The 17,183-nt window shown below is 71.2% G+C and carries 17 protein-coding genes; 9 read left to right on the top strand and 8 right to left on the bottom strand.

Annotated elements, in window-relative coordinates:
- Positions 1-4: 4 nt before the first annotated feature.
- A complete protein-coding gene (locus BMY97_RS00085; RefSeq protein WP_091610678.1) occupies positions 5-1,327 on the bottom strand; it encodes an FAD-dependent oxidoreductase in 1,323 nt (440 codons plus the stop codon).
- 102 nt (positions 1,328-1,429) lie between these two features.
- On the opposite strand from BMY97_RS00085, the gene BMY97_RS00080 reads away from it, so the two are divergent.
- On the top strand, positions 1,430-2,269 hold the full coding sequence (locus BMY97_RS00080) for a helix-turn-helix domain-containing GNAT family N-acetyltransferase (protein WP_091610676.1): 840 nt from the start codon (positions 1,430-1,432) through the stop codon (positions 2,267-2,269).
- A gap of 8 nt (positions 2,270-2,277) precedes the next feature.
- On the opposite strand, the gene BMY97_RS00075 is transcribed toward BMY97_RS00080, so the two are convergent.
- The 5 genes from BMY97_RS00075 to BMY97_RS49000 form a co-directional block, all read right to left on the bottom strand.
- The gene (locus tag BMY97_RS00075; protein WP_091610673.1) at positions 2,278-2,694 is read right to left on the bottom strand and encodes a hypothetical protein; all 417 of its coding nucleotides are present in this window, start codon (positions 2,692-2,694) and stop codon (positions 2,278-2,280) included.
- A 14-nt stretch (positions 2,695-2,708) separates the two neighbouring features.
- Entirely contained in the window at positions 2,709-3,443 is a 735-nt protein-coding gene (locus BMY97_RS00070) for a helix-turn-helix domain-containing protein (protein ID WP_091610670.1), read from the bottom strand.
- 301 nt (positions 3,444-3,744) lie between these two features.
- Positions 3,745-4,995 carry a methyl-accepting chemotaxis protein gene (locus tag BMY97_RS00065; protein WP_091610665.1) on the bottom strand — a complete coding sequence of 417 codons (1,251 nt, stop codon included), beginning with the start codon at positions 4,993-4,995 and terminating at the stop codon, positions 3,745-3,747.
- Positions 4,992-5,327, bottom strand: coding sequence for a type VII secretion target (locus BMY97_RS00060; protein WP_425425208.1), 336 nt, complete (start codon positions 5,325-5,327; stop codon positions 4,992-4,994). Before BMY97_RS00060 ends, BMY97_RS00065 begins: the two co-directional genes overlap by 4 nt.
- Positions 5,324-5,983 (bottom strand): YbaB/EbfC family nucleoid-associated protein, encoded by a 660-nt coding sequence (locus BMY97_RS49000; RefSeq protein ID WP_091610658.1) that lies wholly within the window; start codon positions 5,981-5,983, stop codon positions 5,324-5,326. The genes BMY97_RS00060 and BMY97_RS49000 overlap by 4 nt, the downstream gene beginning before the upstream one ends.
- 880 nt (positions 5,984-6,863) lie before the next feature.
- Between BMY97_RS49000 and BMY97_RS00050 the strand changes: the two genes are divergently transcribed.
- Entirely contained in the window at positions 6,864-7,463 is a 600-nt protein-coding gene (locus tag BMY97_RS00050; protein WP_143086088.1) for a response regulator transcription factor, read from the top strand.
- Positions 7,464-7,508: 45 nt separating this feature from the next.
- Here the strand turns inward: BMY97_RS00050 and BMY97_RS00045 are convergent, their stop codons facing one another.
- Complete coding sequence (locus BMY97_RS00045; protein WP_091610653.1) at positions 7,509-8,075, bottom strand: GNAT family N-acetyltransferase; 567 nt, start codon at positions 8,073-8,075, stop codon at positions 7,509-7,511.
- Positions 8,076-8,324: 249 nt separating this feature from the next.
- Between BMY97_RS00045 and BMY97_RS00040 the strand changes: the two genes are divergently transcribed.
- From BMY97_RS00040 to BMY97_RS00010, 7 genes are all read left to right on the top strand, one after another.
- On the top strand, positions 8,325-11,333 hold the full coding sequence (locus BMY97_RS00040; protein WP_218156642.1) for an AfsR/SARP family transcriptional regulator: 3,009 nt from the start codon (positions 8,325-8,327) through the stop codon (positions 11,331-11,333).
- A 148-nt stretch (positions 11,334-11,481) separates the two neighbouring features.
- Positions 11,482-11,679, top strand: coding sequence for a hypothetical protein (locus tag BMY97_RS00035; protein WP_091610650.1), 198 nt, complete (start codon positions 11,482-11,484; stop codon positions 11,677-11,679).
- 240 nt (positions 11,680-11,919) lie between these two features.
- Positions 11,920-12,909, top strand: coding sequence for a sigma-70 family RNA polymerase sigma factor (locus tag BMY97_RS00030; protein WP_091610647.1), 990 nt, complete (start codon positions 11,920-11,922; stop codon positions 12,907-12,909).
- Positions 12,809-13,429, top strand: coding sequence for a maleylpyruvate isomerase family mycothiol-dependent enzyme (locus BMY97_RS00025; protein ID WP_091610644.1), 621 nt, complete (start codon positions 12,809-12,811; stop codon positions 13,427-13,429). The genes BMY97_RS00030 and BMY97_RS00025 overlap by 101 nt, the downstream gene beginning before the upstream one ends.
- A gap of 70 nt (positions 13,430-13,499) precedes the next feature.
- Complete coding sequence (locus tag BMY97_RS00020) at positions 13,500-14,225, top strand: SDR family NAD(P)-dependent oxidoreductase (RefSeq protein ID WP_091610642.1); 726 nt, start codon at positions 13,500-13,502, stop codon at positions 14,223-14,225.
- A 3-nt stretch (positions 14,226-14,228) separates the two neighbouring features.
- Positions 14,229-15,008 (top strand): SDR family NAD(P)-dependent oxidoreductase, encoded by a 780-nt coding sequence (locus BMY97_RS00015; RefSeq protein WP_091610639.1) that lies wholly within the window; start codon positions 14,229-14,231, stop codon positions 15,006-15,008.
- Between the two features lie 34 nt (positions 15,009-15,042).
- Positions 15,043-15,795 (top strand): isocitrate lyase/PEP mutase family protein, encoded by a 753-nt coding sequence (locus BMY97_RS00010; RefSeq protein ID WP_091610637.1) that lies wholly within the window; start codon positions 15,043-15,045, stop codon positions 15,793-15,795.
- Between the two features lie 36 nt (positions 15,796-15,831).
- Here BMY97_RS00010 and lysX read toward each other — a convergent pair.
- Positions 15,832-17,183 (bottom strand): bifunctional lysylphosphatidylglycerol synthetase/lysine--tRNA ligase LysX (gene lysX, locus BMY97_RS00005; protein ID WP_091612689.1); only part of this gene is annotated, 1,352 nt, incomplete at its 5' end.

Raw genomic sequence — 17,183 nt, 5'->3', positions numbered from 1 at the left:
CCATTCACGGCGCGGCGGGCGGCGCCGACAGCGTCAGCACTTCCGGCTCGGGGCGGCAGCACCCACCGGTCACGGGGCCCGGTTCGTCGAACAGGCCGGCGCCGCCGCACACGCCGGTTTCGGCCATGACCAGCTCGACGCGGGCGGCGGCCTCGTGGTCCCCGGCCAGCTCGGCGGCGATGCTGCGGACCTGCTCGTAGCCGGTCTGCGCGAGGAATGTCGGTGCCCGGCCGTAGCTCTTCATCCCGGCCAGGAAGAAGTTCCGCTCCGGGTGGGCGAGTTCCTTCGCGCCGTGCGGGTAAACGGTGCCGCAGGAGTGGACGTTCGGGTCGACCAGCGGCGCCAGCCGCACCGGCGCCTGAAGCGTCGGGTCCAGCTCGAGCCGGATCTCCGAGAGCCATCCCAGTTCGGGCCGGAACCCGGTCAGCGTGACGACTTCGTCGACGCCGTCCAGCCGCTGCCCGGCCGAGGAGAGCAGCCTCAGCCGCCCGTCGCCGTCGCGCTCCACGGCCTCGGTGCGGAACCCGGTCACCACGGTGATCAGCCCGGCGTCCACCGCCGCCTTCGCGCGCAACCCCAGCGCGCCACGAGCGGGCAGCTGGTCGGCGTCACCGCCCCCGAAGGTGTTCCCGACGCCACCGCGGCGCAGCACCCAGCTGATCCGTGTCGCGGCGTCCGCCTCGGCCAGTGCGGACAACGCGACCAGTGCGGTCAGCGCCGAATGCCCGCTCCCGGCGACGACGACGTGCTTGCCCGCGTACCGGGCCCCGGCGTCGGCAAGATCCGGCACACGGTAGGAGATCCGATCCGGGGCGGCACCTTCGCCGACGGCGGGCAGGCCCTCTCCGCCGAGTGGGTTCGGCGTGGTCCAGGTACCGGAGGCGTCGATCACCGCCCGCGCGAGGACCCGCTCCTCAGACCCGGCGGTCCGGATGTGCACCGAGAACGGCTCATCCTCGCGGCCGCTGTCGACCACCCGGTCCCGGCCCCGCCGCGCGACACCGACCACCTCGGCGCCGAACCGGACCCGCGCGCCCAGCACGGCCGCCAGCGGCCGCAGGTAGGACTCGGCCCACTCCCGCCCGGTCGGATAACCGGCACCGTCGGGCCGGGTCCAGCCCGTCGGGTCGAGCAGGCGCCCGCCGGCCGGGTCGACCAGTTCCGACCACGAGGAGAACAGCCGCACGTGATTCCACTGCGCCACCGCGGCCCCCGCCTGGTCACCGCGTTCGAGCACCAGCGGCTCCAGGCCGCGCTCCAGCAGATGCGCGGCCGCGGCGAGACCCACCGGGCCCGCACCGACCACCACAACAGGCAGCTCGCTCATCCCGGCCGTCCTTCCATCGATCCATGTCGATCCAACGAAGGCGACAATATCGACCAGTATCGATGAATACAACCATCGATTCGGATCGATACACTCGGCGGTATGCCGATCGCGCTGCCTCAGGCCCAGGTCCTGCCCACCTCGGACGCGGCCACCTACGCGGACTGGTTCGCCTGCCTGGCCGAGCCGGTCCGGGTCCGGCTCCTGCACGCCGTCGCGACCAGCCCCGGCGGCATCACCGTCGGCGCGCTGACCGAGGTCCTCGGCACCAGCCAGTCCACCACCTCCCATCACGTGCGCAAACTCGCCGACGTCGGGTTCGTGCGCCTGCAGAAGGCCGGCACCGCCACCATCGTCACCGTCAACGAAGCCTGCTGCGCCGGGCTCCCGCACGCCGCCGACGCCGTGATGGGACTGCTTGCCCCGCGCCCCTGCTGCCCGGACGACGTGCCCGGCGACGTCACCGTCCGGGAGCTGGAACCGGGCGACTGGGCCGCGGTGCGGCGCATCTACGGCGAGGGCATCGCCACCGGCATCGCGACGTTCGAGACCACCGTCCCGACTCGGGCGAGCCTGGACGCGAAGTGGCTGCCCGGGCACCGCTGGGTCGCCGAACGCGACGGCGAAGTGGTGGGCTGGACCGCGTCCAGTCCGGTGTCCACACGCGACTGCTATGCCGGTGTCGCCGAAACCTCCGTCTGCGTCGCCGAGGACCAGCGTGGCCGCGGTGTCGGGAATGTCTTGCTGCGCAAGCAGGTCACGGCCGCCGACGACGCCGGGCTCTGGACCCTGCAAACCTCGGTCTTCGCCGGAAACCGCGCCGGCCTCGCCCTGCACCGCGCCGCCGGCTACCGCACCGTCGGCATCCGCGAACGCATCGCCCAGCGCGACGGCACCTGGCACGACACCGTCTTCCTCGAACGCCGCAGCCCCGTGAACTGAACAAGAGCTCAGCTCAGGGCGTCGACCGTTCCGAAGGCGATCGACGCGAAGGCGATGCCCCACGCCACCACGGCGGTGATCTGCCAGGTGAGCACCTTGCGGCGGTCGAGCCCGGCGCTGAGCATGATGAACGTCGACAGGGCGAGGACCTTCTCCGCTCGCGGGCTCGGGCCGGACGTGCGGCGGGCCGCGACGCGGCGGGCGACGGCGCCGCCGGCCCGGGTGGCGACGGCCAGGGCGAGCAGGCTGCCCCCGATGGCGGCGAGCGCGGCGAGCACGACCGGGACCCCGGTGAGGGTGCCCACGAACGCGCCCAGGTGCGATTCCAGGAATGGCACGATGCCGATGACGAAAACGGCGAGGAATTGCACCACCGGGTTCAGGCCGCCGACGAAACCGGAGAGCGAGGAGATGACAGAATCCATGATCAGCCGGACGGTCAGTTCTTTTCGGGTTCCTGACCCAATAACGCGATGCGGCGCATGACGTCGATCTGGGCCGGGTTGTAGAGGTCCTGGATGGCCTGGACGACGGTCTGCGCGGCGAACCGCGGCCCGCCCGGCGCGTCCTGGTCGACCTCGTCCAGCTCGGGGTGCTCGGCGATCAGGTCGTGGACGTAGGGGAACAGCTGCCGCGCCAGTTCGGCGCGGGTCTGCTCGTCGGCGTCGGCGGGCAGGCCGTCGAACGCGGACACCTCGGGTTTCGCCTGGTACTTCTGGAGAATCTCGGCGTAGGCCTGGAGCCCTCGCGGGCCGAGCACCCGGGTCAGCACGACGATGAACGAGCGGTCGTTGGCCGAGAGCCCGGCCTCGGTGGAGATCGGGCCGAAGTCCAGCGGCAGGTCGGTCGGCGCGGCTTCCCGCAGGATCAGGGCCAGCTCGACCCGGATCCGCTGCAACCGCTCGATCGTCGTGGCGAGATCCGTGTCCAGCGTGCGCAACGCTTCTTCGGGGTGCTCGTCGGCGTCGCCCATGGCGGAGATCTGGGCCAGCGAGAACCCGAGGTCGATCAGGCGCTTGATGCGCAGGATCCGCACGAGGTGGGCGACGCCGTACTGCTTGTAGCCGTTGGCCCGCCGCTCGGGCTCGTCGAGGAGGCCGATCGCGTGGTAATGCCGCACCGCCCGCAAGGTCGTGCCGGCGAGTTCGGCGATCTCGCGGGTGCTCCAGGCCACGACTACCCACCTCTTTCGCTCTGCGGTCCGCCGGCGCGATCACGTCGACGGATTCCAGTCAAGACCGTGACGCAGCGGCACGGTCAAGCCCAGCCGGGGCCACACGGCAGGGAGTGGCGTAGTTCACACGACGGGGGGCGGTTCAAAGCGCGGCAGCGGCATCCCTCGATCGTCTGGCCGGGGCGGGCGTTTCCCGGGGAAACGGGCCGTTCGCGACGGAAAAGCCTCGCCGCGGGCCCGCATTCGAGCGGGCCGGCGGCGAGGCTTTCCGAGGTAACCCAGGCGCTGGTTGTTTCGCGTCTTACTTGGGCTGCTCTTCCGCGGCCGGCGGAATCGCCTTCATCATGTCGACAACGATCTTCCCGCCCATGCCCTGGGCGCCGTACGTGGGGTCGCTCATGATCTTCACGATCTTTTCGATCGTCTCCAGGGCCTTCTTGGAATTCCCGCTGGTGAGGGTGATCGGCGCGCCGCACCATTTGTCGAAATTCTTGAGGGCGTCGTCCATCTCCACCTGGTCCTTCTGCGTTTTCACCTCGCTACGCAGTTCTTTCTCCAGCTTGTCGCGCACCACTCGGGTGACCATGTCGCCGAGCTTCTCCGGCTTCTTCGGGTCCGGCTTGACCGGGTCCTTGTCGCCCGGCTTGGGCTCGGGGGGCTCGCCGTTCTCCTTGATCATCGGCTTGTCGGGCGGCGGCTTGGGGGTGTGCGGCCCGGGCTTGGGCACCTTGACCTTGCCGATGCTGCCGCCGACCGCGGACTTCACGACTTCGTCGGCCGCGCCGCGCGTCTTGGCCAGCAGCTTGATCATCTCGGCGAGCTTCTTGGCCAGGTCGGCGATCTTCGTGCCGATCTTGCCGATCGCGACGCCGACTTCGACGATCGTGCTGGTGATCGCCGCGACGATCGAGCCGCCGAACGTCACCGGCGCCAGCGCCACCGCGATGATCGCGGCCTTGACGATGCCGGCCAGCGTCATCGCGATGATGTCGCGGACGATGCCGCGGACCGTGCCGATCAGGCCGCCCGCGATCGCCATCTGCTTGCCGGCGAAGTTGACGTAGTCGGACAGCGCGTCGATCTGGGCGGCGACACCGTCCATGTCGGTCTTGAACTGGTCGGCCGCCTGGCCGGTCCAGCCCTTCATGACCTCGCCGGTGGCCGTCTTGTGCTGCTCGGAGAGCGCCTTGACCGTCTTGCCCTCGTCCCAGATCGCGTTCTTGGCCGCCTCGATGCCCTTCGGGTCGCCCATCAGGACGTCCAGCGGCCAGCGGAAGATGACCAGGTGCTCGATCAGCCAGCCGATCCCGGCGGTGAGCAGCGAGCCGAGCGGGTCGAGGACCATGCCGAGGATGTCGACCGCCATGCCGACCGAGGCCATCCCGATGCTGAGGCTGTCACCCGAGGCAACCGCCTTCTTCAGCCCGAACGCCGTGTCGAAGAAACCCGCGCCGGCGCTGTCGCCGCCGCCCGGGTTTTCCGGGTCCTTGAAGTCGTCGGCGCTGACACCGGCGTTGTTCCCCACATCGCCGCGGTGGTACTCGTCGCTCACTTGACTTTCACCTCTCCCAGCCCCTTGGCGGCGCTCATGATCGAGTCCTCCGCGTCCTTGTCGCCTTCCTGGTACTTCTGCGCGGAATCGCGCACCTTCTCGGAGAAGTCCTTGACCTTCGCCGAGTAGTCGTGCAGGTGGTCCCGCGCCTTCGCGCAGTGCATGCTGGCGCCGGCCCCGTAGAGCTGGCCGCCGGTGATGCCGAAGATGCCCGGGTCGCCGACGCAGCTGCCCACCATGTCCCCGCTCTTCTGCAGGGCCTCTTCGACCGTGTCGAGGTGGGTGGCGAACGTGCGCAGCGCGTCGTACTGGGTCTTGATGCCGTCGCTCACCATGGGCTCATTTCATCGTCGTCCGGGTCGGAGTGCGGTCGCCGTGGCGGGGGCGAAGGCGGGTTCGGCGGCCGCACGGGACGTCCTGGCGGCGGCGGCGTCGGCCCGCCTTGCGGCGGCATCGGCCGGCCCGGCTGTGGTGGCATGGCTCCCCCCGGCGGCGGCACGGGGCGGCCCGGCTGCGGCGGCATCGGGCGGCCGGGCGGCGGCATCCGCCGGCCGGGCGGTGGGTGCTCCTCCTCGTGCGCCTCCGGGGCCCACTTGTCCTGCTCGGGGTTGTCCGGGGCGCCGTCCCCGGTGTCCTCGACCTTCGGGAGGAAGGTGCGGACGAGCTCCGCGGCCTGGTCGTCGCCGTTGATCTCGGTGTAGGACTCCGCGACCTTCCCGGCCGTCTTGAGCTGGGCCTCACGCACGGTCTTCATGACCAGGGTGGAGAGGTTGGCCGGTCCCATCGCGCAGGCCCGGTTGCCGAACTCGATGGAGCTCAGCGAGCCGTTGGCTTCCACTTTCACGGTCACCGAGCCGTCCGAGGAGCGCACGGTGGAGCCGGACGCGGCGAACGCCGCGGCCAGGGCCTCGCCTTTTTCCTGGAGTTTCCTGGCTTCTCGCTCCAGCAGAAGGGCGAAGTCCTCGCCGGGTTGAAGGTTGGGTTGCATGCGCCGCCTCGCGTAGGTCCGTACAGGGTCACCACTAGGGTTGCCAGAAGGATGGGTGGACGTGGTGAAACGGCCGGTGGCCGTTCACTCCCCCGTCACCTAAAGGGGCTATCGAACACTGTGCCGTAACGGCATACTCAACCCCTGACGCCCGTGATGTGCGTCATAAATTTTAGTGGATCACCGGGCGACCGGCCACTCCAAGTGAGATCCGGTCACCCTGCGGCGGCCCCCGGCGAGCGGCGACGGACTCCCCGGAGCGCCTTGCGCACCCCGGGGAGGGTGGGCAGCACCTGGCGCTTGCCGACGGTGATCGTCCGGTTCGCGGCCAGCTGCTGCTTCAGGAACGGGTCTTCGGGCGCCGGGCGGCCGGGTGGCGGGCGTTCGAATCGGCCGGTGTCGCGCCGGCGGCCATTCGAAACCGTGCCGTCGCGGCACGGTCAAGTTTCGCTCCTCTCGGAGGTCACTTGACCGGATTCGTTGACGCGGGGGGAAACGACGTGCACCCGGATGCCGTTGCTGCATCGGGTGCCACACCAAGGCGTTGCCGGGCAACGGATGGGGCCCGCCGGGGCAACTGCGCCGCTCGCCGGGCTTTGTTACGAAATCCGGACTTGAGTGTGCCGTAGCGGCACGGTGTTCACTGGTGGTGCAGACCTCCTGGCGCGAACCGGCCGGGGGAGAGAAGTACCACGACGGCACCGAAAACCGGGGGATGGCGGCAACCGCCGGCCGGTACAGGCGTCTCCTCTCTTGAGGGTCTGCCCGGAGGCTTACCACCAGCTTGGCTTCGCGCTGCCCGCCGGCAACCGGCGGGCGCGGCGCGAGGCCCCGTCCGGACGCGACCGCTGTCCGGTGGAGAGTTTTGAGGAGGATCGGAGTGGAGGACGTTCTGGTGGCGGTGCATGCCCTCGATCCCCTTACCGGGGCCGGGTTGGTCGCCTGTCTGAGCGGACGTCAGGGCATGGTCGTCGGCCGGGGGGAGACCCGGAAGCGGGCCGATGTCATCGTCGCCGCCTTCGACGAGCTGGACCCGGCGGCGGTCGCCGAGCTGGAGGCCGCGCTCGGCAACGCGACCAAACCCGTTGTCCTGCTGATGGATCCGGCCGAGGAGGTGGAGCTGCCGTCCACTCTCGAACCGTCGGTGGTCGCGGTGCTGCCCCGCGCCGCCGTCGTCGACGACCGGCTGCCGCGGTGCGTCCGCGCGGCCGCGGTGGACACGGCCGGGCTCCGATTGCTGGCGCAGGAACGGAAAACCCGCCACGACGGGGCGGTCAAGACCCGCAAGCACGTGCTGTCCCAGCGGGAGGTCGCGGTGATCCGGCTGATGGCGGAAGGCTGTGACACCAACGAAATCGCCCGCCGCATGCGTTACGCGGACCACACCGTCAAGAACATCATCTACTCGCTCACCCACCGGTTGGGCCTGCGCAACCGGTCGCACGCGGTCGCGTACGCCCTGCGTGCCGGGATCATCTGAGGGCAGGGGAAGCGCTTTCCCCTCCGGTCCTGATGGGGAAAGCGCCTAAGCGTCGGTGCGCAGGCGCGCCCAGAGTTCGCCGTCCTGCCGCCCGGCGTTCGAGCCGAAGCTGAAACCACTGCCGGGCAGGACTTCGCGAAGGTGGGCCTCGCACTGGAAGCCGACGGCTTTCGCCAAGTGCCGGCTGCGGACGTCGTCCGGCCGGATGACCAGCTCGACCCGGTGAATGCCCCGGGAGAAGCAGAGTTCGCTCGACGCGCGCGCCACGCGAGTGCCGACACCCCGGTCGCGTACGTCCTCGCAAACCCAGAAAACGAGCTCGGCGACGTCGCGGCGCCGCGTCACGTGGATGACGACGCCGGCCAGCAGCTCGTCGGTCGCCGGGTCGGCCACCGCGTAGCTGAGCCGGTCCGGGTCGGGCGAGGGCCGGGAGCCGGCCTCCCGCACCCACTCCAGCATGCCCTTGGTGGTCGGCTCGGCCGGCGGGCCCGCCATGAAGGCCCGGGTCTCCGCGTCCCGGCCGTTGGCCACCAGGCTGGGCACGTCCGCCACGCGGTACCGGCGCAGCAGCAGTCCGTCCGCGGAAGCGTCGTAACCGACGGGGAAGTCCATTGTGGTTCCAATCCGTGACGGAGCCGTCCCGGACCGGCGGCCACGGGCCAGGCTGCCGCCGTCACTCTCCGTCGCTTCTGGCCGGACCCCGGCGGATGTCCTGTATGGTGCTTTCGATTGACGTTTTTCCAGTCTGCCAGGCCGCGTTCCACGTGGGGTCAACGTTCGATCAGCACCCTCGTTGACCAGGTGCCGGACTGGCCGCAGGGCCGTGGGGGCGTCCCAGAACGCAGCCGCGGGGGGTGGCAAGTGGGAGAGCCGGAAGCCGGCGGGCCGGAGCAGGACACCGGTGGCCGCTCCGAGCCGTTGCGGTTCGCCGTGCTGGGGGCGATGCTCGTCCACCGGGACGGGCGCGAGGTCGGTGCGGGACCGCCGCAGCAGCAGGCCATGCTCGCGTACCTGCTCCTGCACTCGGGCCGCACCGTGTCGGCCCGGCAGATCGTCGACGCCGTCTGGGAGTTCCCGCCGGCCGGCGGCGGCATCCGCACCCTCCGCACGTACGCCTGGCGCCTGCGGCGGCTGCTCGAGCCCGATCCGTCCCGGCCCCGGGTGCTGGTTTCCCACGGCGACGGCTACCGCTTCCTCGTCCCGCCGGACGCGCTGGACGTGCCGCAGGCCGAGTCCCTGATCCGCCGCGCCGCGACGGCTCGTGGCCAGGGGCATCTCAAGGAGGCCTGCGAACTGCTCGCCGAGGCCCTCGACCGGTGGCGGGGGGAGCCGCTGGCCGGCGTGCCGGGGCCGTTCGCCGAGATGCAGCGGGACCGGCTCGGCGAGCTGCGCCTGGTGGCGCTGGAGGAGCAGCTCGACCTCCGGCTCCGCCTCGACGGGGAGCTGTTCGCGACCTCGGCGCTCACCGAGCTGACCGCCGCGCACCCGCTGCGCGAGCGTCCGCACGGCCTGCTGATGCGCGCGCTGCAACTGGCCGGCCGCCAGGCCGACGCACTCGCGGTGTACACCCGTTTCCGCCGCCGGATCGTCGACGAACTCGGGGTGGAGCCGGGTCCGGAGCTGGCCGCCGTGCACGCCGCCGTCCTGGCCGGGGAGACCGGCCTCGACCGGGGCGAACCGGCGGAAACCGTTGGTGCGAGCGAGAATCCGCCCGCCGGCGCGAAGCCGGTCCCCGCGCCCCTGCCCGTGCCCCGCCAGCTGCCGCCCACCCTGCCGGACTTCGTCGGCCGCACCGCGGGCCTCGACCGGCTGATCGCGCTGCTGACCGAGGCCGGGCGCACCACCCCGGCCGTCGTGGCGGTGGCCGGGATGGGCGGCATCGGCAAGACCTCGCTCGCCCTGCGCGCGGCGCATCGCGTCCGGTCCGCCTACCCCGACGGGCAGCTGCACGCCGACCTCGGCGGGGAGGGAGAGCACCCGGCCGGGCCGAGCACAGTGCTGGCCGGTTTCCTGACCTCGCTGGGCATCGCGCCCGAGGCGGTGCCCGAGCGGCTGGAGGACCGGCGCGCGTTGCTGCGCTCGCTGCTCGACGGCCGGCGGGTGCTGCTGGTGCTGGACAACGTCCGTGACGCGGCCCAGGTCCGGGACATGATGCCCAGCTCGGCGGAGTGCGGGGTCATCCTCACGACCCGGGCCGTCCCGGCCGGGCTGCCGCTCACCGCCCACCTCGCGCTGGACGCGTTCACCCCCGAAGAAGCCCTCGGCCTGCTGGGCGCGGTGATCGGCGCCGAGCGGGCCGCGGCCGAACCGGACCAGGCCCGGCGCCTGGTCGAGGCGTGCGGGCTGCTGCCGCTGGCCGTGCGCATCGTGGCGAACCGCCTGTCGGCCCGCCCCGGCTGGACCATCGGGGCGCTGGCGGACCGGGTGGACAACGAGCGCCGCCGGCTCAGCGAACTGCGGGTGGGTGACCTCGCCATCGGGGCGGTCTTCGAGCTGAGCTACCAGCAGCTGACCCTCGCGCAGGCGCTGGCGTTCCGGCTGCTGTCCGTCCCGGGTGCCGCGACCGTCTCGCTCGACTCGGCCGCGGCCCTGCTCGGCGCGCCGGAGGCCACCGCGGAACTCCTGCTGGAATCGCTGGTGGACGCGGCCCTGCTGGAGTCACCGGAGCCCGGCCGGTACCACTACCACTCGCTGGTCCGGGTCTACGCCGCCCAGCGCGCCGCGGAGCGGCCGGAGGAAGAGACCGACGTGGCGCTGCGCGCGCTGCTCGAACACCTGCTGGCCACCTCGTGCGCGGCGCTGGCCCACGTCGTCCCGGGGGATCCGGTCGCCAACCTGGTCGGGCCCCTGCCCGTGCCGGGCCTGACGTTCGCCGACATCCGCGGCGCCCGGACCTGGGCGAACGAAGAGTTCGAAATCGTCACGGCGGTCGCTCGCCGGGCCGCGGCGTTGCCGGTCACCCGGGATCCCGGACGGCTGCGTGTCGCCGCGGACCTGCTGCTGTGCACCAGCCCGCTCAGCCACGACACGCGTTATCCCCGTCTCGCCGACACCGCGGCCCTGGTGCGAGCGGCCGCGCAACGCTCGGGCGACGAGCCCAGCGAAGCCCGGGCGCTGCTGATCCTCGCCATCGGGGCGTTGCGCGCCTCCCGCCCGGCCGAGGCCGCCCGGCACGCGCGCGCGGCCGTCGACATCTCCCGCCGCATCGGCGAACGCGACATCCTGCGGCAGGCGCTCAACGACCTCGGCGTGGCCTGCCAGTACCTGCGCCGTTTCGAGGAGGCACTGGCCTGCTACGACGAATCCGTCGCGCTGGCCCGCGCGCTCGGCCACCGTTCCGCCGAGGCGGCGACCACGCTGAACGCCGGACTGGCCAGGGTCCGCAGCGGGCGCGCCGCCGAGGCCGTGCCCTCGTGCGAATCCGCGCTGGCCCTGACCGACAGCCTCGGCGACCGGCCCGGCAAGGCGTCGGGCCACTACGTCCTCGGGCTCGCCCTGCACGAACTCGGGCGGCACGAAGAGGCGGTTTCGCACTTCACCGCCTGTTTGGTCACCTCCCGGGCTTCGGGGCTGCCGGACCGCGCGTCGCAGTCGCTGTACCGGCTCGCGGAAACCCTGCGGGTGATGGGGCGCTACGACGAGGCGGAGAAGTACGCCGCCGAAGCCGTTGCCGGCTGCGAAGAACTCGGCATCGAACGGGACCTTGCCCACGCACTCACCGTGCTCGGGCGAATACTCCGCACCCGCGGGGACACCGACACCGGGCTGGCCCACCTGCGCCGGGCCCACACCCTCTTCGTCCGCCTCGGCCTGCCCGACGCCGAAGACGTGCTGGCCCTGCTCACCGAGCACGACCGGCTCGTCGGCTGAGTGATCACCGTTTACCCGCGCAATTCCGTTCACCTGGTGGCAACGGGCAGTCCTGGCTGCCCCTTTGTCCTGCCGCAGTGGAGCCGGCGGGCGTCTGTGGGCATTATCGGGGGTGCGAACCAGGGGATTGCGGAAAAGGGTGGGAACAGTGGCGGACACCAAAAGCAGTGCGTGGCGGTATCGGATCTCGGCCGGGGCGGCGGCGCTCGCCCTGATGGGGCTGGCCGGTGGGACCGCGTACGCCGCTGTCGGCCAGGACACGCATCAGCAGCAGCGCGCGGACGGGGCAACGGGCGACCGGCAGGACACCTACGTCGGCTCCGACACCGGCGGCCCCAAGTCCTGATTGGGAAGGTTTTCCGCGGCGCCGTACAAGAATTGTATGAACGGCCGTCAGGTCGTCAACGACCCGAGCAGGTCGGCCGTTTCGGTGTTCGCGGGCGCGGCGCCGGCGTGGTTTGCCGGTACCGGCCCTCCGGCTCCGCGATGAGTTTCCGGGCGCCCGGTTGTCTCTATCAGTGCGCATCAACCGGCGGATGGAGAACCAGATGAACCTCGGCACCAGTGCCGGCCGGGCGGCCCGGCGATGACGGCCGCCGCGGAATTCGCGGAACTCGCGGACCGCTACCGCCCGGAGCTGCTCGCGCACTGCTACCGCATGCTCGGCTCCCTGCACGAGTCGGAAGACCTCGTGCAGGAGACCTACCTGCGGGCCTGGCGGTACTACGACCGGTTCGAGGGCCGCTCCTCGGTGCGGCTGTGGCTGTACAAGATCGCGACCACCACCTGCCTGAACGCGTTGAAGACCCGCGCGCGGCGGCCGTTGCCGTCCGGTCTCGGCGCGCCGTCGGACGACGCGGGGGTGGCGCTCGCCGGGCCGGAACCGGACATCCCCTGGCTGCAACCGGCGCCCGACAGCCTGCTGCACGCCTCCACCGCCGACCCCGCGGCGATCGTGTCCGGCCGCAGCGGGGTGCGGCTGGCGTTCGTCGCCGCCCTCCAGCAGCTTTCCGCCCGGCAGCGCGCCGTGCTGATCCTGCGCGACGTCCTCGGCTGGCACGCGAAGGAGGTCGCCGAAATGCTCGACACCTCCGTCGCCGCGGTCAACAGCGCGCTGCAACGCGCCCGCGGCCAGCTGGCGCAGGCCGGCCCGGTCTCCGACGAGCTCGCCGAGCCCGCGGAACCCGAGCTGCGGAGCCTGCTCGACCGTTACGCGTCGGCTTTCGAGCACTCGGACGTCGCCGCGCTGGCCACGCTGCTGCGGGCCGACGTCGAGCTGGAGATGCCCCCGATTCCCACCTGGTTCACCGGCCGCGACGTGGTGTGCGCGTTCCTCGACCGGGTGGTGCTGCCGGTCCCGGACCACTGGCGCATGACGCCGACGCGAGCCAACGGCGCACCCGCGGTCGCGGTGTACCAGCGCGCCGCCGACGGGCTCTTCCGCGCGTACGGCGTGCAGGTCTTCTCCCTGATCGGTGGCCAGATCGCGCGGATCAACGCCTTCCTCGACCCCGGCCTGGTCACCGCCTTCGGCCTGCCCGAGGTGTTCACGGCCCCGAGCGCGGCCCGGCGGTGAGCAGGCCGTGCTCAGTGGTGCCGCCCGGTATCTGGGACGGAGCGTCCGGCTGGTGCGCGACGCCGACCTGTCGGCGCCCACCCCGTGCCCGGACTGGGACCTCGGGCACCTGCTCGGCCACGTCCGGTCCTCTTTGGACGATCTCACCGAGGTGCTGACGGGCGGCCCGGGCCCGGATCCCGGCCAGGTCGCCGATCCCGCGGCGGCGATCCGGGCCCGCATCGTCGGCCTGCTGGTCGCGTGGACCGTCACGCCCGGCCGTCGGTGCGAGGTGGGGGATCGGTGGATCTCGCCGGAGATCGTCGGGTACACCGCCGCCGCGGAAATGGTCCTGCACGCGTGGGACATTTCGCGTGCCTGCGGGGCGGATCACCCCATCCCCGCCGCATTGGCGACGCGCTTGCTCGAGGTGTCGCCACTGCTGGCCGCCGACCGGTTTTTCGCGACCCCGCTGGATGTTGCGGCCACGGCGGAGCCGGGAGAACGACTGCTCGCGCTTTTCCGCCGTCAGCCGCGATGAGTTCCCGCCGGCCCGGTTGTCTTTATTCGGGCGGCTCGATCCGCCGCCCGGACCTGAGGAGAGCATCAGCATGACGAGCATCGCGGACCACACGGTCCTGATCACCGGAAGCAGTCGCGGAATCGGACGGGCGCTCGTCGAGGAAGCGTTGCGGAGAGGCGCGAAACGGGTATACGCCGGCATGCGGCGGCCCCTGCCCCACGCGGACGCACGGGTTACGCCGCTGGCACTGGACATCACCGACGCGGCGCAGATCCAGCAGGCCGCCGCCGGCATCGACACCCTCGACATCCTCGTCAACAACGCTGGCATCGCGGCCTACGACGACCTCACCGATCGTTCGGTCCTGCAGCAGCACCTCGCCGTCAACCTCTTCGGCACCCACAGCGTGACGCAGGCCTTCCTGCCGGCGCTGACGCGTTCCGGGGGAGCGGTCGTCAACAACCTGTCGGTCAACGCCTTCGCGCCGCTGCCGCTCATTCCGGCCTATTCGATCTCCAAGGCCGCCGCGTTTTCCATGACGCAATCGCTGCGCGCGCTCGTCGCCGGGCACGGCATCAGCGTGCACGCCGTCCTGACCGGCATCGTGGACACCGACATGTCACGGGGCGTCGACCTGCCGAAGGCCTCCCCGGAGTCCGTCGCGCGCAACATCTTCGACGGCGTGGAAAGCGGCGAGGAGGACATCTTCCCCGACGCCATGGCGGAGTCGCAGGCCGAGAGCTGGCGCACCGGCGCGGCGAAGGAACTGGAACGTCAGTACGCGATGGTCGCCGCATCGGGCGCAGGGGAGTAGAACATGTTGCTGGAAAACAAGAACGCGGTCATCTACGGAGCCGCGGGCGCGGCCGGCGGTGCGGTGGCCCGGGCGTTCGCCCGTGAAGGCGCCCGGGTCTTCCTGACCGGCCGGGACCCCGGCGCGCTCGACGCGCTGGCCAAGGAGATCACCGCCGCCGGCGGGACAGCCGACACGGCGGTGGTCGACGCGCTGGACGAGGAAGCCGTCGAGGCCCACTTCGACGCGGCCGGGCGGATCGACATTTCGTTCAACGCCATCGGAATCCCGCAGCAGGGCCTGCAGGGAATCCCGCTCGCCGAACTGCCTGTGGCGAGCTTCCTCCGCCCGGTGACCACTTATGCCCAGGCGCATTTCGTGACCGCCAGGGCCGCCGCGCGCCGGATGGCGGCCCAGGGGTCCGGGGTGATCCTGATGCACACGGCGGAACCGGGCCGCGTGGGCATCCCGATGCTCGGCGGGATGGGGCCGGCCTGGGCTGCGCTGGAGGCCCTGAACCGGGAGCTCTCGGTGGAGTACGCGCGGCACGGCGTGCGGTCGGTTTGCCTGCGTACCACCGGAATGGTGGAGACCTCGACGATCGATGTCGTCTTCGGCCTGCACGCCGACGCGCTGGGCATCACGAAAGAGCAGTTCACGACCGTCGTCGCCGAAACGACCCACCGCAAACGCGCGACCACCCTGGCGGAGTTCGCCGAGACGGCGGCGTTTGTCGCCTCCGACCGGGCGGCCGCGATGACGGGCACGGTCGCGAACCTGACCGGCGGCGTCATCGTCGACTGAGTGCTTGGCCCGAACCTATGATGTGGAGGATTGCATGGCTGTCGAGTTGAAGGCGCACGCGGACCGGCTCCGCGCGCTGCACAGTGAAGAACTGCTGGTGCTGCCCAATGTCTGGGACGCGGCCAGCGCGTCGGTCGTGGCCGAAGCCGGCTTTCCCGCGGTGGCCACCGCGAGCGCCGCCGTCTCGGCGATGCTCGGCTACCCCGACGGCGAGGGCGCGCCGTGGCAGGAGATGTTCGCCGCCGCCGGCCGGGTCGCCCGCGCGGTCGAGGTCCCGGTCACGGTGGACGCCGAGGCCGGATACGGTCTGCGGCCGCGTGAACTGGTGGACCGCCTGCTGGAAATCGGCGCGGTCGGCTGCAACCTGGAGGACACCGACCACCGGGCGGGCGGCCTCTCGGAGGCCGCCGCGCAGGCGGACTGGCTGGCCGCAGTCCGCTCCGCCGCGGACGACGCCGGAGTCCCGATCGTGATCAACGCCCGCATCGACGTTTTCCTGCCCCCTGCCGGAATCCCGGAACCGGACCGCGTGGCGGAGGCGATCCGCCGCGGCCGCCTCTACCGGGCCGCCGGCGCCGACTGCCTGTACCCGATCGGCGTGCGCGACCGGGAGGTTCTCGCCACCCTGGTCACCGAACTACCCGGCCCGGTCAACGGAAACAGCGGCGGTGCGCTGGACCTGCCCACCCTCCGGGAACTGGGCGTGGCCAGGGTTTCCTATGGGCCCACTTTCTACCGCGCGGCCTTGGCCGAACTGAAGGTGGCGGTGGAAAAGCTCCGCTCCTGACGGCGAACAGCGGACTGATCCCGGCTGTGGCCGGGCTCAGTTCTGCGGGCGGACGAACGGGAACAGCACCGTCTGCCGGATCGAGGTGCCGCTGAGCATCATCAGCAGCCGGTCGATGCCGATCCCGAGGCCGCCGGTGGGCGGCATGCCGTGTTCGAGTGCCTGCAGGAAGTCCTCGTCCAGTTCCATGGCCTCGACGTCGCCGCTCGCGGCCAGCAGTGACTGCGCCTCGAGACGGCGGCGCTGCTCGATCGGGTCGGTCAGCTCGGTGTAGGCGGTGCCGACCTCCGAGCCGAACGCGATCAGGTCCCAGCGCTCGGCCAGCAGTGGGTCGACGCGGTGCTGGCGGGTCAGCGGCGAAACCTCGGTCGGGTAGTCGGTGTAGAACGTCGGCAGGACCGTGCCGGGCTCGACGAAATGCTCGTGGGCCTTGAGGACGAGGTCCCCGGCCCCCGCCTCCTCCGAGACCTCGATGCCGGCCTTGGCGCACAGCCGCCGGAGCACGTCGGCCGGTGTCGAGGAGTCGACTTGTGCGCCCAGTGCGGTGGAAACGGCCTCGTGCACCGGGATCACCGGCCAGTCACCGGAGATGTCGATCTCGACGATCTTCCCGTCCGGGTCCGGCCTTCGCACGACCTGCGCGCCGTACGCGGCTTCGGCGGCATGCTGGATCAGCTCGCGGGTCAGCACGCGCATCGAGTTGTAGTCCGCGTACGCCTGGTACGCCTCGAGCATCGTGAATTCCGGATTGTGCGTGGCATCGACGCCTTCATTGCGGAAGTTCCGGTTCAGCTCGAAAACCCGCTCCACCCCGGCCACGCACAGCCGCTTCAGATACAGCTCCGGCGCGATCCGCAGATACATCCGCATGTCATACGCGTTGATGTGCGTGACGAACGGCCGCGCGTTCGCTCCACCATGGACAGTCTGCAACATCGGCGTCTCGACCTCGAGATAATCACCCTGGTGCAACCGCTCCCGCACCGCACGGACCACAGTGGACCGGAACCGCAGCATCTGCGCCGACTCCGGGTTCACCGCCAGATCCAGATACCGCTGCCGCACCCGCGTCTCCGGATCCGTCAGCCCCTTCCGCTTGTCCGGCAACGGATGCAGACACTTCGCCGTCACCGTCCACTCGTCCACCAGCACCGACAGCTCACCCCGCCGCGACGTCACCACCCGGCCACTCACACCCACATGGTCACCCAGGTCGACGCCGCCACGCCACCCCGTCAAATCAAGCTCACGAGCGTCCAGCATCAACTGCAACTCACCCGAGAAATCCTTGATCCGCGCGAAACACAACCCACCCAACGTCCGCAACGCCAGCACCCGGCCCGCCACCCGAACCCGATGCCCCGTCCGCGAATCCGGCCCCAGATCCG

This window comes from Amycolatopsis saalfeldensis, from assembly GCF_900110575.1.
In the GTDB taxonomy this organism is placed as follows: Bacteria; Actinomycetota; Actinomycetes; order Mycobacteriales; family Pseudonocardiaceae; genus Amycolatopsis; species Amycolatopsis saalfeldensis.
This window is presented reverse-complemented; position numbering and strand designations above follow the sequence as displayed.

Bases quoted from the DNA above. Each gene is read 5' to 3' on its own strand.
- BMY97_RS00010 (WP_091610637.1), top strand. From the start codon at position 15,043: ATGGCTGTCGAGTTGAAGGCGCACGCGGACCGGCTCCGCGCGCTGCAC.
- BMY97_RS00015 (WP_091610639.1), top strand. From the start codon at position 14,229: ATGTTGCTGGAAAACAAGAACGCGGTCATCTACGGAGCCGCGGGCGCG.
- BMY97_RS00020 (WP_091610642.1), top strand. From the start codon at position 13,500: ATGACGAGCATCGCGGACCACACGGTCCTGATCACCGGAAGCAGTCGC.
- BMY97_RS00045 (WP_091610653.1), bottom strand. From the start codon at position 8,075: ATGGACTTCCCCGTCGGTTACGACGCTTCCGCGGACGGACTGCTGCTG.
- BMY97_RS00085 (WP_091610678.1), bottom strand. From the start codon at position 1,327: ATGAGCGAGCTGCCTGTTGTGGTGGTCGGTGCGGGCCCGGTGGGTCTC.
- BMY97_RS49000 (WP_091610658.1), bottom strand. From the start codon at position 5,983: ATGCAACCCAACCTTCAACCCGGCGAGGACTTCGCCCTTCTGCTGGAG.
- BMY97_RS00075 (WP_091610673.1), bottom strand. From the start codon at position 2,694: ATGGATTCTGTCATCTCCTCGCTCTCCGGTTTCGTCGGCGGCCTGAAC.
- BMY97_RS00030 (WP_091610647.1), top strand. From the start codon at position 11,920: ATGACGGCCGCCGCGGAATTCGCGGAACTCGCGGACCGCTACCGCCCG.
- BMY97_RS00080 (WP_091610676.1), top strand. From the start codon at position 1,430: ATGCCGATCGCGCTGCCTCAGGCCCAGGTCCTGCCCACCTCGGACGCG.